This is a genomic window from Chitinimonas sp. (assembly GCF_041904975.1).
Taxonomy (GTDB): Bacteria; Pseudomonadota; Gammaproteobacteria; order Burkholderiales; family Chitinimonadaceae; genus Chitinimonas.
This window is the reverse complement of sequence record NZ_JAYRLZ010000014.1, coordinates 1-15,780: the sequence shown is the minus strand read 5'-3', so window position 1 is coordinate 15,780 and position 15,780 is coordinate 1. Positions and strand designations below refer to the sequence as shown.

Annotated in this window: 14 protein-coding genes and 1 pseudogene; 9 read left to right on the top strand and 6 right to left on the bottom strand. The window is 56.6% G+C overall.

What is annotated here, in order from left to right:
- Window positions 1–31: 31 nt before the first annotated feature.
- The 6 genes from ACE3OH_RS02670 to ACE3OH_RS02645 all read right to left on the bottom strand — a co-directional run bounded on the left by ACE3OH_RS02670 (window position 32) and on the right by ACE3OH_RS02645 (window position 6,521).
- On the bottom strand, window positions 32–1,249 hold the full coding sequence (locus ACE3OH_RS02670; protein WP_374348026.1) for an EAL and HDOD domain-containing protein: 1,218 nt from the start codon (window positions 1,247–1,249) through the stop codon (window positions 32–34).
- Between the two features lie 84 nt (window positions 1,250–1,333).
- Window positions 1,334–3,295, bottom strand: coding sequence for a chemotaxis protein CheA (locus tag ACE3OH_RS02665; RefSeq protein WP_374348023.1), 1,962 nt, complete (start codon window positions 3,293–3,295; stop codon window positions 1,334–1,336).
- 27 nt (window positions 3,296–3,322) lie between these two features.
- On the bottom strand, window positions 3,323–3,955 hold the full coding sequence (gene cheZ / locus ACE3OH_RS02660) for a protein phosphatase CheZ (RefSeq protein WP_374348065.1): 633 nt from the start codon (window positions 3,953–3,955) through the stop codon (window positions 3,323–3,325).
- 187 nt (window positions 3,956–4,142) lie between these two features.
- Window positions 4,143–4,532, bottom strand: coding sequence for a chemotaxis response regulator CheY (gene cheY, locus ACE3OH_RS02655; RefSeq protein ID WP_374348020.1), 390 nt, complete (start codon window positions 4,530–4,532; stop codon window positions 4,143–4,145).
- Window positions 4,533–4,594: 62 nt separating this feature from the next.
- Complete coding sequence (locus tag ACE3OH_RS02650; RefSeq protein ID WP_374348017.1) at window positions 4,595–5,530, bottom strand: chemotaxis protein; 936 nt, start codon at window positions 5,528–5,530, stop codon at window positions 4,595–4,597.
- Between the two features lie 31 nt (window positions 5,531–5,561).
- Entirely contained in the window at window positions 5,562–6,521 is a 960-nt protein-coding gene (locus tag ACE3OH_RS02645; protein WP_374348015.1) for a chemotaxis protein, read from the bottom strand.
- A 198-nt stretch (window positions 6,522–6,719) separates the two neighbouring features.
- Here ACE3OH_RS02645 and ACE3OH_RS02640 point away from each other — a divergent pair, with 198 nt between their 5' ends.
- From ACE3OH_RS02640 to ACE3OH_RS02600, 9 genes and pseudogenes are all read left to right on the top strand, one after another.
- Window positions 6,720–7,943, top strand: coding sequence for a PAS domain-containing sensor histidine kinase (locus ACE3OH_RS02640; protein ID WP_374348013.1), 1,224 nt, complete (start codon window positions 6,720–6,722; stop codon window positions 7,941–7,943).
- A gap of 45 nt (window positions 7,944–7,988) precedes the next feature.
- Window positions 7,989–8,294 carry an STAS domain-containing protein gene (locus tag ACE3OH_RS02635; protein WP_374348008.1) on the top strand — a complete coding sequence of 102 codons (306 nt, stop codon included), beginning with the start codon at window positions 7,989–7,991 and terminating at the stop codon, window positions 8,292–8,294.
- A gap of 31 nt (window positions 8,295–8,325) precedes the next feature.
- Window positions 8,326–10,011, top strand: coding sequence for a SpoIIE family protein phosphatase (locus tag ACE3OH_RS02630; protein WP_374348005.1), 1,686 nt, complete (start codon window positions 8,326–8,328; stop codon window positions 10,009–10,011).
- A 54-nt stretch (window positions 10,012–10,065) separates the two neighbouring features.
- The gene (locus ACE3OH_RS02625; RefSeq protein ID WP_374348003.1) at window positions 10,066–11,424 is read left to right on the top strand and encodes a sigma-54-dependent transcriptional regulator; all 1,359 of its coding nucleotides are present in this window, start codon (window positions 10,066–10,068) and stop codon (window positions 11,422–11,424) included.
- Between the two features lie 77 nt (window positions 11,425–11,501).
- Complete coding sequence (fliE, locus tag ACE3OH_RS02620) at window positions 11,502–11,825, top strand: flagellar hook-basal body complex protein FliE (RefSeq protein ID WP_374348000.1); 324 nt, start codon at window positions 11,502–11,504, stop codon at window positions 11,823–11,825.
- Between the two features lie 10 nt (window positions 11,826–11,835).
- Entirely contained in the window at window positions 11,836–13,554 is a 1,719-nt protein-coding gene (fliF, locus tag ACE3OH_RS02615) for a flagellar basal-body MS-ring/collar protein FliF (RefSeq protein WP_374347997.1), read from the top strand.
- Window positions 13,555–13,623: 69 nt separating this feature from the next.
- The gene (fliG, locus tag ACE3OH_RS02610; protein ID WP_374347995.1) at window positions 13,624–14,625 is read left to right on the top strand and encodes a flagellar motor switch protein FliG; all 1,002 of its coding nucleotides are present in this window, start codon (window positions 13,624–13,626) and stop codon (window positions 14,623–14,625) included.
- A gap of 81 nt (window positions 14,626–14,706) precedes the next feature.
- Window positions 14,707–15,504, top strand: coding sequence for a flagellar assembly protein FliH (fliH, locus tag ACE3OH_RS02605; RefSeq protein WP_374347992.1), 798 nt, complete (start codon window positions 14,707–14,709; stop codon window positions 15,502–15,504).
- Window positions 15,488–15,780: pseudogene (locus ACE3OH_RS02600) on the top strand (flagellum-specific ATP synthase FliI); the annotation flags it as partial. The gene fliH and the pseudogene ACE3OH_RS02600, both read left to right, overlap by 17 nt.

The window sequence follows — 15,780 nt, the reverse complement described above, 5'->3', positions numbered from 1 at the left end:
GCCCTTTTGCATGCAATGCATGGCAGCAAGCTCAGACGCCGAGTTCTTCCACCCAAGCCAGCGCCGACACATGTGCCCGGTTGAGCATATCGGGCGTGATCTGCAAGTGTTCGCTCAAAGAAGGCACATTGGTCATGTCCGGGTCTTCGCATGCCTCGGCCAGCTCAAGGAAAGGTCCATAGATGCCGGTGCGTGACAATAGTGCTTCGGACACGCTATCGGGCAGCAGCAAGGTCTCGAGAATCTGATCCATTGGCATGTCGAGCATGACATCGAGCAGGGAGAATACGCCGACGATGAACAGATTGTCGCGATCGGTGCCATCGAGCATATGGCTGCCCAGCAATTCGACCAAGCGACCGCGGGTGACGGCCGTCTTCATCAAGGCTGGCGGTGTGCCCGCATCGGAGCTCGCGGTCACCAGTAGCAAGGTCAGCCAGCGATACAGTTTTTGGTAACCGAGGATAGTGACGGCATGACGGAAGGAGTGGATCTCGCACGACAGGCCGAAGCCCGCCGAATTGATATAGCGCAGCAGCTTGAACGACAGCGCGACATCGCGCTTCAGTGCATTTTCGATTTCGGCGATCTCGGCATTGTTGCGCAGCATATTCAGCAAGCTGAGTATGTTTGCATAGGCCGGGTTGATCACCTTGGCCGACAGGGTCTCCGGGTGGGCAAAATAATAGCCTTGGAAACAATCGAGGCCGACATCAAGGCAATACTTGAATTCGTCCTTGGTTTCGACCTTTTCAGCAACCTGCAACACCGGGAATTTGCGCAATTCCCGCGACAGGCTCTTGACGTTTTCAAGGCCTAATTGCTGGATGTCGAGTTTGACGTAATTGGCAAATTCAAGGAACGGCGCGGTTTGCGGTGTGTAGGTGAAGTCATCGAGTGCAATGCCGAAGCCTTGAGCGCGCAGCTCCTTGGCGCGTGCCAGCAATTCTGGCGTGGCATTGACCGATTCGACGATTTCGAGCACGACCCGCTGCGGGTGCAGCAGCTCCAGAAAGTTGCTCTCAAGCATGGAGGTTGCGACATTGACGAAGGCCAGTTTGCTGCCCACCAGCCAGTCTGCACCCATATTGGACAGGGTGTTGACCAGGATATTGGTGCCGGCCTGCATATCGCTGGAAAAGTCGGCGCTCAACGAAGCCTGATCGAGACGGAACAGCAACTCATAGCCAATGATTTGCTGTTGGCGGTTCAGGATAGGTTGGCGACCAATAAACGCATTATTCTGCATGTTGCCTCGCGCGCTGCCGAAGCAGTCTGGTGGGGGATAACGGCAGCCTGATTATGCAGACCGCCGTTTGGCTTGGCAATTTAACTAGCGACCCTTGTGGGTAAGAAGCTCGAGAAACTGGCTGGTCTTGATGGCAGATTGCTCCGACTGGGAGTCATCGAGCAAATCTTCCATATCCAGGACCAGCACCACAGAGCCGTCTCCTGATAGCGTCGCACCAGCAATACCGCGTGGCCGGATGTTCTGCAAAGGTTTGATCACCACGTCGTCCCGTCCGATAAAGCTGTCTATGGCCAGGATGAAGGAATTCTCGCCCGACTGCATCAACACGCCGAACTGCGGCGTCTGCGTTTCTTCCCAGCCGAGCAAGCGCGCCAGGGAGCGAACCGACAGGATCTCGTCCCGAACCACAATGGTGGCGCGGCCGGATACCTCTTGCACATGCTCGGCGCGGATCGGAATGATTTCGCGCACCATGGCCAGCGGAACACCGAAAGGCTGATTGCACACCTTGACCACCAAGACCGGGAGGATGGCCAGGGTAAGCGGCAGGGAAATCGCGAATCGGGATCCTTCGCCGATTACCGACTGGATGTCGATCCGGCCATTGAGCTTCTGGATATTGGTCTTGACCACATCCATGCCAACGCCACGGCCGGAAATACTGGAGATTTGATCCTTGGTCGAAAAGCCCGGCAGAAACACCAGTTGCAGGGCCTGTTTGTCATCGAGGCTATTCGCTGTTTCCAGATCGATCAGGCCTTTCTCAACCGCCTTGCGGCGCAGCATGTCTGGCCGCATCCCTTTGCCGTCGTCAGTGATCTCGATCAGGATATGGTCGCCCACCTGGGTGGCAGACAGTTGGACAATACTCTTGGGCGGCTTGCCGATGGCAATGCGGTCTTCAATGGTCTCCACGCCATGATCCACCGCGTTGCGCACCAGGTGAACCAGCGGATCGTTCAGGTCCTCCAGCATGGTCTTGTCAAGCTCGGTCTCTTCACCGGTGATGACCAGTTCCACATCCTTGCCGAGCTGCCTGGCCAGATCGCGGGCCAAGCGCGGATACTTCTGGAACAGCCGGCCGATTGGCTGCATCCGCGTTTTCATCACTGCGTTCTGCAGATCGCTGACCAGCAGATCAAGCTGGCCAATCGCTTCGTCCAGCGCCTTCAGTGTCGCCGAATCGGTTTTGCCGCCGAGAATGTCGGTGCGCAGCGTTGTCAGCCGGTTCTTGGTAAGGCCGATTTCGCCCGACAGATTCAGTACCTGGTCAAGACGATTGGTATCGATGCGGATGGTGGTTTCTTGCGATGCCAATTGCTGGGAGGCGGCTGCCGGCTTGTTGGCAGGCTGGGGCGCTGCAGGACGCAGTCCCAATGCGGGTTCAGCTGCTGGCGCGCTGGTTTTCGCCACAGGTGCGGCCGGCAAGGGGGCGGCTGGGGCTGCACTGACCGGTGCCGGTGGCGGCGCGGATGTGGTAGCGGGAGGGAGCGCACGTACCGGCGCAGGGCTCGCCGCTGGTACTGCCACCGGAGGTGCGGCTCTGCCGGTAACTGCATTGAACAAGGCTACCCAATCAGGTTCGCTGCCGGAAACTGCAACAGCAGCCTGAACCGCTGGCACATGATGTTGAGCAACAGGTGCTGCCGCCTTGCCTTCCAGCGCATCATCGAGTTGCTGCAGCAAGCTGGCCTCTGCCGGGGCTGGCTGCCTTGCCTGTGCCAGATAGCCAAACATATCGCGAACTACACCGGTGGCAGCCAGAATCGCGTCCATCAATTCTGGTGTCAGCGTCAGCTCACCATTGCGAAGCTTGTCGAACAGGTTTTCGGTGCGATGACACAGATTGACCAGCGCATCGACATTCAGAAAGCCCGCACCGCCCTTGATGGTATGGAAGCCGCGGAAGATGACGTTAAGCAACTGCTTGTCATCAGGGCGTTTCTCCAGCTCAACCAGCTTGTTATCAACATCAGAAAGCAACTCCGAGGCTTCCGTGAGGAAGTCCTGCAGGAGATCATCCATGCCGGCAAAATCACTCATGTTGTCTTCCTTGGCTGGTGGATCTGCTTAGAAGCCCAAGCTGGCTAGCAGATCGTCAACCTGTTCCTGGCTGGTTACGACATCGGTGCGTCCGTCCGCGTTATATACCGGGCCGTTTTCCAGCGATGGATCTACTTCGGCGATGGGCTTGGCCACGACATTGGACGAGGAGCCGGAGAACTGAACCAGGAATTCGAGCAGGCCCGACTCCATCTCCTTTGCCATTTCAACGATTTTCTTGATTACCTGGCCGGTCAAGTCCTGGAAATCCTGCGCCATCATGATTTCCAGCAGCTGCTCATTGGTGCCCCTGACGTTTTCGCTGGTTGCCTTCAGGTAGTCTCGAGTGCGATGTGCCAATTGCTTGAACTCATCAACCGTCAGCTGATTGGCAAACAGTTTGTCCCATTCATGGGCCAAGGCATCGGTATCACTCTCGATTTTGTTTTGCAGTGGTTGGGCAATATCCACTGCATTCAGAGTGCGGTTGGCTGCCTGTTCGGTCAAGGTAGCGACATAGGCAAGCCGATCACGCGCATCCGGGATGGTTGACGCGGCCTTTTCCAGAGACTTGTCGTAGCCCAGCTCACGCAATGCGTCGTGCACCTTGCGGGTGAGTTGCCCGATACTGGCGAACATGGAGCGAGCCGGCTCCTCCATCTGGCCGCCGGATCCGCCTTTCTCTTCATTACTTGGCGTTGATTGAAGGGGCTCACTCCGGGCTGGCTCGGGCGCCGCGGAAGGAGCATCTCCCGGACTACTGGCATTAACGATGCTATCGAACAATGCTTGCAGTTCGTCGGAGTCACCGCTGCTATTGGCTTTGTCGCTCACGTCGCACTCCTGCTTACTTGTTCATGTTCTGGAAAATCTTGCCAAGCTTTTCATCCAGCGTAGCGGCCGTGAATGGCTTGACAATATAGCCGCTGGCGCCGGCTTGCGCCGCTTCGACGATATTCTCTTTTTTTGCCTCGGCGGTAATCATCAGCACGGGCAAATGCTTGAGAGTCGGGTCGGCTCGCACTGCTTTCAGCAGCTCAATGCCGGTCATATTCGGCATATTCCAGTCAGTAACCAGAAAGTCATATGTCGAGGACTTAAGTTTGTGAAGTGCAACCTGGCCATCTTCAGCCTCTTCCACATTCCCAAAGCCCAATTCCTTGAGCAGGTTTCGGACGATCCGGCGCATCGTGGAAAAGTCGTCAACCACCAGGAATCGCATATTTTTGTCGGTCATAACACGCTCCGTTTTTTCCCGCTGCCTTGACTTGGCGTGCGGCTATATCGTCAGTTACTGCGTTAGCTTTGCAAGAAAGGCGAGATGGTTTCGGCAAGTACAAAGGGATCAAACTTTGCGACATAGGCGTCGACTCCGACGCTACTACCCATGGCGCGATTCGCATTGGAAGACAGTGAGGAGTGCATTACAACCGGAATACCCTGAAAACGCATATCCGATTTTATATGCTTGGTCAGCACATAACCGTCCATTTCCGGCATTTCAGCATCAACCAGGATCAACTTGAGGTGTTGATTCAGACCTTCGCCATCATTTTGATACCGGCTGGCCAGACTTTGCAGCTTTTCCCAAGCTTCGGCGCCATTGGTGGATTGGTGATATTTCACCGAAAGTTTGTCGAGTACGCTGATGATTTCGCGCCGTGCGACCATCGAGTCGTCGACAAAGAACATGAATTTTTCCTGATCCACGGCGACAGACGGGATATCAGGAACAAATGTTTCACCAATCACGCTGGACAGGATTTGCTCGACATCGAGAATGGAAACAAGTTTGCCATCTTCCAGTTCGGTAATGGCAGTGATCAGGGCCTGATTGCCAGCCAGCATGCTTTCCGGTGCCCTGACCTTGTTCCAGTCAACCCGGATGATCCGGTCAACCGATTGCACCAGGAAGCCCTGCGTGTGTTTGGAAAATTCCGTAACAATCATTGTCTCTTCCCGATCGGCGATCGGATCATTCGGGCAGACAAACTTGGACAGGGAGATAACCGGAATGATATTCCCGCGCAGCGAAATCACGCCCTCAACACCGATCGGCATATTCGGTGTCTTGGTGATTTTCGGCGTTTGGGAGACTTCCCTGACTTTGAATACATTGATGCCGAAGGTTTCCCGCGTACCGAGGGAAAACAACAGGATTTCCATCTTGTTCGAGCCGGCAAGCTTGGTGCGGGCGTCGACGCTGTCGAGCAGGGTAGAGTTGGCTGATGACATGGACTATTTCCCTTGGTCGGCAGAAGGCTAACTATTTCGATTGCGTACTACGCAGCATGGTGATGATGGCATCGGTCAGTTTTTGCGGTTCGAATTTAGACACATAGGCATCGACGCCGACCGATTGACCCAATTTCTGATTTGATCCACCAGAGAGAGAGGAGTGCATCAAGATGGGAATGCCGGCAAATCGCGGATCACTTTTTACTGCCTTGGTCAGCATATAGCCATCCATTTCCGGCATTTCTACGTCGGTTAGTATCATTTGCACCATGCTGCGCACCGGCTGCCCAGTAATATCAGCCTGTGCGGCGATTTTTTGCAACTCGTCCCATGCACGTTTGCCATTGATGGATTCGATATAGTTGAGTTTCAAGGCATCCAGTGTCCGGGTAATCTGCTTGCGCGCCACGGTTGAATCATCGGCGAAGAATACCGTGCTACCCATCAGGTCTTCTTGTGGCTGGATGATCTTGAAGTCATGCGAATCATCAAAATCATTGGTTTCTGCAAGAACCTTTTCCACGTCGAGCATCATCACCAGCTTGCCTGATTCCAGCTCGGTAACCGCTGTAACAAGGCCGCGCATATTATTGTTGAGCATTTCCGGGGGTACGCGCATTTGCGACCAATCCAGCCGCAAGATGGTGTCGACGGCCTCCACCAGAAACCCCTGGGTATGACCGTTGTATTCGGACACGATCATGATGTCGGGGCGGCATTCGGTTTGCACGCCAACATACTTTGCCAGATCGATTACCGGTATCAGATTGCCACGCAAACTGACCATGCCCTCCACCGCCGGCGGCATCTCGGGCGCCTGGGTGATATCGGGAGTGCGCATCACTTCGCGCACCTTGAACACATTGATGCCGAAGTTTTCACGGCGGTTGGAGCGCTGGTCTAGGCCAAGGGTGAATAGCAGGATTTCGAGCTTGTTGGTGCCGGCGAGCTTGGTGCGCGCGTCGATTTTCTTCAACAGGTCGGACACGTTGTCGACTCCTGCAATATTGAATTGATGATCGTGAGTCCGGATGAACGTCGGTAGCTGACTACCTTGCCGCGTGCATCGTCAGTGCAAACTGTTCCGATCTGACGCTGCATTTCCCGGCATTTTGCCCGGCCTCAATTCGTTATCGTTCGTGATGCTCAGCAATGCAAGCATTGTTAAGCTTCTGGCAGCGTTGTGTTGCCCTTTTATAATTCATACCAACCTACCCAACAAGGAAGCACAGTGAGCGCCCAGCAAAACTTGGCAGCCGGATCGCTGGATCTGAACGATCGCGATGGTCTGGAGCAGGCTTTTTCCTTGTTTACCGAAGCGTCGCGGCAGCTGGTTGAGTCCTACCAGGAGCTGGAGTCGAAGGTAGGTTCGTTGACTGAGGAGCTGGCGCTGGCGAATGGCGCGCTGCGCCAGCAGTTTGAAGAGAAGGCTGCGTTATCGCAGCGCCTGGCAAGCTTGCTGGCTGCATTGCCTGGTGGCGTAATCGAGCTTGATGCGGGTGGTGTTGTAACGGCCGTGAATCCGGCGGCGACGGCGATCTTTGACGAAGGTGTGGTTGGTTGTTCCTGGGACTCCTTTGCGGCGAGCAAGCTGGCCATGACTGCTGTGGCTGGCGAGTGGGAAATGGCTAGTGCCGGCGCGATTCGTCGCCTGTCCATTGAGGAAAGTCAACTCGTCGATGGGGGGCGCATACTTCTGGTCAATGATGTCAGCGAAGCTTGGCGTCTACGTCGGCAACTCGAGCAGCACAAGCGCCTGGCGGCAATGGGCGAGATGGCTGCGGGCCTCGCTCACCAGCTTCGTACGCCGTTGGCGACTGCCTTGCTGTACACCGCCAACCTCACCAAGCCACAGCTTGGCGAGGTTGACCGCCTGAAATTTGGCGAGAAGTCGCTAAGCCGGCTGCGCTATCTGGAAAACCTGATCCAGAATATGTTGCTGTTTGTGAAGGGACAGCAGGCTGAGCTCGAGGTGGTCGATATGGTGGCGGTACTGGAAGAGGCGATCCAGACTGTGCAGCCCCAAGCCTCGGCAATGCTGCGAAGCTGGCAGGTTGTATTGACGGTTGATCACGCCCTGATTGAGGCGGGCCGCAAGGAGTTGGTCGGGGCTATCATCAATCTCCTGGAAAACGCAGTTCAAGCCACACAAGCGGGCCAGCAAATTGGCGTGAGTCTGGATCGCACTGGCGATCACTGGCGGATCGTGGTGTTTGACACTGGAAAGGGGATGCCAGCCTCGGTCAAGGATCGCCTGTTCGAGCCATTTTTTACTACGCGCACGGATGGAACGGGCTTGGGGCTGGCAATCGTACGCAATCTGATAGCCGGATTTGGCGGCGAAATCGAAGTGTGGTCCGAGCCGGAACAAGGCGCTCGCTTCACAATCCTGTTGCCAGCAGTGACCTAGCTCTCCTATCGTTCAGGTATTCTCGTTCCACAAAGAAGCAAAGACATGACTGCTCTAGTAGAGATTGATGGCCAAACCGGGCGCCTGCTGCTGTCCGGCCAGTTTGATTTCAGTGCCCATCGCGATTTTCGCCAAGCTTGCGATGACTTGTTGTCTGCCGAGTCGGTACGCGAGATTCTGGTGGATTTCCAACAGGTTGATTATCTCGATAGCTCCGCCTTGGGCATGCTGCTTCTGCTCAAGGAAAAGGCGGCAGCCGCGGGCAAAAGCCTTGCCTTGGTCAATTGCAGGGATACGGTACGTCAGGTGCTCGAAATTGCCTGCTTTGGCAAGATATTCACGATCCGGTAATGACAATTAGCCGGCATCCCTCAGAGACCACATGAAGATCTTGCTGGCAGATGATGCTGAAGTAGTGCGCCAGCTTATCGGCCGATTTGTCGAGTCGCTGGGTCATCAGCTGATCCTGGCCAAGGATGGCGCCGAAGCGGTTGAAAAATGCCTGTCCGAGCGGCCGGATATGGTGCTGATGGACATGTTGATGCCGCATCTCGATGGCGGCGAGGCGGCCAGGCAAATCAAACAACGCCTGGCCGGCATGTGGATTCCGGTTGTGCTGGTTACGGCAGTGGAAGAGGTTGGGCGCCTTGCCGATGCGATGGAATCCGGTGCAGATGACTATCTGCTCAAGCCGGTGAACTACCGCATTCTTGAGGCAAAAATCAAGGCAATTGGCCGTACCGTCGAACTTAATCGCAAAGTCAGGGAACAAGCGTCTGCACTGGCTGAGTATTTTGATCGCTCAGAAGAAGAAAAACGTGTCGCTCAATACCTGATGGATCAGCTGGTTAATCGTGAGCGCCTATCAGATCCGCAGCTGCATTGCTGGATATCTCCCGCTGCAAGTCTTTCGGGCGACTTGATTGCGGCAGCACGCACGCCAGGCAATATTCTCCATTTGGTATTGGCAGATGGCATCGGGCATGGATTGACTGCAGCATTGAATGTATTGCCGCTTACCCAACCATTCTATGCGATGACTGAACGCGGATTTGCGATGCGCGACATTCTCATCGAGATGCATCGCAAAGTCCGGCAAGTATTGCCAGTAGATAGGTTCGTTGCATTGGCTTTTGTTGCGGTCGATTTTTCCAGTCGGCAAATTGCGGTATGGAATGGTGGTATTCCGGAAGTGCGGTTTTATGATGAAAAGGGCAGATTGTCTAAACGATGGCAGTCCCGTCATCTGCCCTTGGGAATTGTGCCCCAGTCGGAACTCGATCTCACCGTAGAGCATTATGCCTATGAGTCGGGCGGCAATTTGGTCATGTGTTCCGATGGACTGCTTGAAGCGCGAAATGCGGCGGGTGAGTCGTTTGGTTTGGCCCGATTGGCTTTGGCTACCGCTGGCGTAACTGCGACGGACGCTCGAGCGCGCACCATTGCACGTCTCTCGGAATTTCTCGGCGGCGCTGTTTGCCATGATGATGTATCACTGGCAATTGTCGATATTGACGCTGGTAGCAGATTGCCATTGCCTGATTCCCGGCGGGTTGTCTGCATGCCGCTCGATGCTGATGCGCAACTGGATTGGCGCTATGCGATATCGTTGGGTGCAAGTGAATTGCGGCGCCTGCAGACGATACCGATGGTAATGAGCTTTGTGTCTCAGCTGGAGCCCTTGCGAGAAGCCAATGCAGATATTTTTCTGATACTGACCGAACTGTTTGTCAATGCCTTGGATCATGGCTTGCTGAAGCTCTCGCCGGAAGCGAAATCTGCTTTTGACGGCCTTGACCAGTATCTGGATGCACGCCTTGTTGCCTTGGCTGAGTTGCAAACAGGTCGCATCGATATCGAGCTGGAGAGTTATTCCCGCGATGGTCATTCAATATTGCGAATGCGGGTAACCGACTCGGGTGATGGATTCGATTTTTCGCCATATTTGGCGACGCAGCCGGACAGTCTTTCGAGGAAGGGTATAGCCATGGTAAAGGCTCGTGCGTCTTCTTTGGCGTTTTCAGGTAAGGGAAATATTGCCGAGGCATGCTATGCGATAAAGAAATGAGCCCGATTTTTTGTTGCTGATTTCCAGTTAAGCCTTTTCCGGACTACGCCATTTATGCCTTCATTGCCGATTCTGATTGTCGAGGATGATAGTGATCTTCGCGAAGCCTTGACCGACACCCTTGAGTTAGCGGGCTACCGAACCATTGCCAGCGATGACGGTTCTGCTGCCCTGGCGCAGTTGCGGCAACAGAAAGTCGGACTGGTCTTGTCGGATGTACAGATGCAGCCCATGGATGGCGAGCAACTATTAATCCAGATCAAGATCGAGTTTCCCCATATTCCGGTTGTGCTGATGACCGCCTACGGCGTGATCGAAAGGGCAGTGGCAGCCCTGCATGCCGGTGCGGCGCACTATTTGCCCAAGCCGTTCGAGCCGGACAGTTTATTGGCCACCGTTGCAAAGTATATGTTGCCGGCAGTCGACGACGAGGCGGTCATCGCTGAAGCCCCGGGTATGCTCGCATTGCTTGAAGTGGCGCAGCGTGTTGCTTCGTCGGAGGCGGCGGTGATGATTACCGGTGAAAGCGGTACCGGCAAAGAGGTGCTCGCCCGCTATATGCACCGGCATTCAGCCCGGGCCAGCGGTCCGTTTGTGGCGATCAATTGCGCAGCCATTCCGGAGCAGCTTCTCGAATCAACCTTGTTCGGCCATGAAAAGGGCGCCTTCACCGGCGCTGCCAACCAGCATATCGGCAAGTTCGAGCAGGCCGAAGGCGGCACCTTGTTGCTGGATGAGATTTCCGAAATGCCCTTGCCGCTACAGGCCAAGTTGTTGCGCGTGCTGCAGGAGCGCGAGGTAGAGCGGGTCGGGGGAAAGAAGCCGATCCCGATCAATATCCGCGTGCTGTCCACCTCCAATCGGGATATGCCGGCCGAAGTTGCTGCAGGCCGCTTCCGCGAGGACCTGTACTACCGGCTCAATGTATTTCCGCTCGCACTGCCGGCATTGCGTGATCGGCCTGACGATATTGTTCCTTTGGCACGGACCATGCTTATTCGCCATTCGGCCTTGGCGAAGCGCCGGTCGCCATCCATCAGTGCGGCGGCTGCGGCGGCGCTTACTGCGCATCGCTGGGAAGGCAATATCCGCGAGCTGGAGAATGTGATGCAACGCGCCTTGATACTGGCGCCCGGCGATGAGGTCGAGCCTGCGCACCTGTTTTTGCCGGTAAGTCGGCGGCAAGAATTGCCGCCTGTGGCGGCAACTGTTGCAGCGCTGCATCAGCCACAAGCCAGTGCTCCAGTTGTACCGGCGATAGCCGATATCAAGTCACTGGAGCGGCAGCACATCCTTGATACCCTGAAGTCATCTGGGGGGGTGCGCAAGTTGGCGGCAGAGCGGCTGGGGATGAGTGAGCGGACCTTGCGCTACAAGTTGCAGCAATATCGCGAAGAAGGCTGGCAAGAGTAATTAATTTTTATGGTGCGCCAATTGCTTGCTATTGTTAGGGCGTCACGGTCGTTATTTGGGTGTGGTCGAGGTGGGTCATGAGCGTGCAAGGCATTGACAATCTGTTGGGCGAACTGAAGGCAATGTCGGCAAAGGCTGCCGGGCACGGCAGTTCCTCCACGGAAAGCTTGCCTGAAGGCGCCGACTTCGCTTCGGTGCTGAAATCATCCTTGGACCAGGTCAGTCAGATGCAGCTTGATTCGCAAGCCAAGCAACAGGCATTCGAGTCGGGCTCGCCTGATGCCAACTTGCAAGATGTGATGGTCTCGCTGCAGAAGGCGAGCCTGTCTTTCCAGACTATGGTGCAGGTTCGTAACAAGCTGGTGTCCGCCTACCAGGAAGTTATGAACATGCAGGTGTAAGCCTTGATCTATGGATGAAGCCGTCGTTGTCGACAGCCGTGAAGGCCAATCCGGTGAGAAGCCGAATCTCATCCAGCGCTTCAATCAACTTCCCACTCCCCGCAAACTCCTCATTGCCGCACTTGCTGCGGCTGCCTTGGCGGCTTTTGTCGTTGCGGTCATCTGGTCGAAAGATCCCGGCTACAAGATTCTGTTTGCCAACATCTCCGACAAGGACGGCGGGCAGGTTGTGCAGTCCCTGCAGCAACTGAACATACCCTACAAGCTAGAGCCTGGCGGAGTGATTTCGGTGCCGGCTGAATTTGTGCATAGCGCCCGCTTGCAACTGGCCTCGCAGGGCCTGCCCAAGGGTGGTGCAGTCGGTTTCGAGTTGCTCGACAACCAGAAATTCGGAATCAGTCAGTTTGGTGAGCAGATCAATTACCAGCGTGCCATTGAGGGAGAGCTGGCGCGCTCGATCGAATCATTGTCAGCGGTGTCATCGGCCCGTGTACATCTGGCCATACCCAAGCAGACGGTGTTTTTACGCGATGAGCAAAAGCCGACGGCTTCGGTTCTGGTTACCCTGTTTCCAGGTCGGGCGCTGGAGTCTTCCCAGGTTGCCGGTATCGTCCATCTGGTTTCCAGCAGTATTCCTGATATGCCGGTGCAGAACGTATCGGTGCTGGATCAGGATGGTCATTTGCTGTCCAGCGTGTCGGATATGGCCGAAGGTGGAAATGGCTTGCTGAATCGGCGCCAGCTGGTGCTGGTGCATCAGCAGGAAGCGGCGCTCAGCGAGCGTATTCAGAAAATCCTTCAGCCGATTGTCGGCTCGGACAATGTCAAAGCTGAAGTCACCGTGCAGATGGATTTCTCTGAAGTCGAGCAGGCTTCCGAGAAATTCCAGCCCAATTCCCCCCCCAATGCAGCGGCAATCCGCAGCGAGCAGACCGCTGAAGGTGCAGGAACGGCTGCATCGCAGCCTTCCGGCGTGCCGGGGGCGCTATCGAATCAGCCTCCGGGTACGGCAACGGCGCCGGTAACGCTGACCAACCCACCGGGCGCGACTGCGGGTGGCGCGGGCGGCAGTTCGCATAAAGAGCTGACGCGCAACTATGAGGTGGACAAGACCATTGCCCATGTACGGCAGCAGGTCGGGGTAATCAAGCGGGTCAATGCGGCGGTGGTGGTGAATTTCAAGCCGGTCCAGCAGAAGGACGGCGGGGTCAAGTCGGTACCGCTCACCCAGCAGGAAATCAACCAGATCACCAATCTGGTGCAGGAGTCGATAGGCTATAGCAAGGAGCGTGGTGATTCGGTCAAGGTGGTCAACGCCGCATTTGCCGATCGCGCACTCGAGGTTGCCGGCAAGTCCTTCCTGGAAAAACTCACCGAATACTTCATTACCCACACTGCCGACATCATCAAGGTCATCCTGATTGCCTTGGTGCTGGCCTACCTGTTGTTTGGCGTGGTACGGCCCATCCTGCGCGATGTCATACGTCCCAAGCAGGACCGTGGCGCCTTGGGCGGCGAAGCTGGCGGGGTGGCACTGACGGCAGAGGAGCTGGCGCAATCCGAGGTCGAGGCGGAAGTGGTTGCCGAGGCGGAAGCCAGCGCGCAGATGGCGGCATTCAGCGAATTGCTGCAGCGTGCCAAGGAAATGGCGACCGAGGACCCGCGCATGGTGGCGACGGTGATACGCGAGTGGCTCAATGCCGACCCGTCCGACCAGAAGACCAGCTAGGTTTGCCGCCGCGAATCCTTAATCTCGCTGCATGCCCGTGCATGTGGCAACTCTCATCTGTGAGGCTTCATGGCTAACAATGAAGAAGCGATACGCCGCAGCGCCATCTTGTTGATGAGTCTCGGTGAAGAAGCCGCCGTTGAAGTGTTCAAATACCTTGGCCCCAAGGAAGTCCAGAAGATCGGTATGGCGATGGCCAGTATGGACAACGTCACGCGCGAGCAGGTCGAGGAAGTGATGGCCGACTTTCTGGCGGCAACGCAGAATCGTGCCAATTTCGGCGCTGCCGATGAATACATCCGTTCGGTGCTCACCAAGGCGCTGGGTTCGGACAAGGCGGCCAATCTGCTCGACCGCATCTTGCAAGGTGGCGACAACACCGGCATTGAATCGCTGAAGTGGATGGATTCGGTGGCGGTGGCCGAACTGATCAAGAACGAGCATCCGCAAATCATCGCCACCATCTTGGTGCATCTGGAGCCTGATCAGGTATCCGAAGTGCTGGCTCAGTTCGTCGAGCGTTTGCGCAATGATGTGCTGCTGCGTATCGCCACCCTGGAAGGGGTGCAGCCAACGGCACTGCGCGAGCTCAACGATGTGCTTACCCAGCTGCTGTCTGGCGCCGATCGGGTGAAGAAATCCGCCATGGGAGGCGAACCGATGGCGGCGGAAATCCTCAACTTTATGGGCGGCGTGGTCGAGGCATCCGCGCTCAATGCAATCCGCGAGTACGATCCGGAACTGGCACAGCGCATCCAGGACAAGATGTTCACCTTCGAGAACCTGATGGATGTCGATGATCGCGGCATCCAGCTGCTGCTGCGCGAGGTGTCGTCCGACTCGCTGATCGTCGCGATGAAGGGCACGTCCGAGACCCTGCGCAACAAGATCTTCAAGAATATGTCGCAGCGCGCCGCCGAAATGCTGCGCGATGATTTCGAAGCCAAGGGCGCGGTAAAAGTGTCCGAGGTTGAGGCAGAGCAGCGCGAAATTCTCAAGGTGGTGCGGCGCTTGGCTGATGAGGGCCAGCTGGCCATCAGCAAGGGCGGTGGCGAGGGCTTTGTCGAGTAAGCACCGGCTGCGGACTGGCTACGGTGTGGCATGCATGAGCGGTGAGGTGGGGCAATGAAGGCTTGGGGAAGCAAACGGATCATGCGTGGCGCCGATGTGGGCGAGCTGGCGGCATGGCAGGTCGATCAATTCTCCGGTGCTTCGATCCAGCGCCCCCAGTTTCGTGCCGAAGCACCGGTGCCGGTCGTAGCCGTTGCGCCGGAGCCCATGCCTGTCGAAACGCCACACGCTGTCGAGCCGGCAGAGCCGGATGAAGCCAGCCAGATGGAGGCGGCACGACAGGCGCTGCAAGCCGAGCGACAGGCAGCCAGGGCAGAGGGTTATCAGGCCGGGCATGACGAAGGCTGGCGTGAAGGCTATGCCAGCGGCGAGGCTGCCGGGCGCGAAGCGGGGCTGGCGACAGGGCTGGCTCAGGGGATCGAGCAGGGGCGGGCGGAGGCTGCCGCCGATGTGGCGCGGTTTGCCGAGCTATTGCACGCATTGGAGTCAGCAGTGCAAGGCTATGAAGCGATCCTTGCCAAACCGATTGCCGACTTGGCTTTGGCGATTGCCAGCCAGATCATCCGCACCAGTCTCAGGCATGATCCAAACAGCGTTCAACGTGTGGTGCGCGAAGCGCTCGATGGCATACCCGAATTGCGTGGGCCGCTACGCCTGCAAATGCATCCTGACGATGTGGCGCTGCTCCAAGCCATGTTCGAAAACGAGCCTGAGGCCGGGCAGTGGCGATTTGATGCAGATCCGCACATCGATCGCGGCGGTTGCATAATCAGCAATGCCATGGTCGATGTCGACCTGACCCTGCCCACTCGTTGGCAGCGCGTTGTTGCCAGCCTCGGGCTCGAACAGGCATGGGCCGCCGATGACCTTGCTCAATGACCAATTGCCGCCGATTCTGCAGCGGCTGCAGCGCTATGCGCTTGATGGGCGGGAAACTGTCAATGCCACCCGGCCCTGGTTGCCGCGCGGCCGCCTGACGCGTGCTGCAGGCATGGTGCTGGAGGCGGTCGGCATCAAATTGCCGGTCGGCGCCAGCTGTCTGGTGTTGTTGCCCTCCGGTAGCAGTGTCGAAGCCGAGGTGGTGGGCTTCAGCGGCGAAAAACTGTTCCTGATGCCGGTGGCCGAGGTGTATGGCCTGGAGCCCGGTGCTGCAGT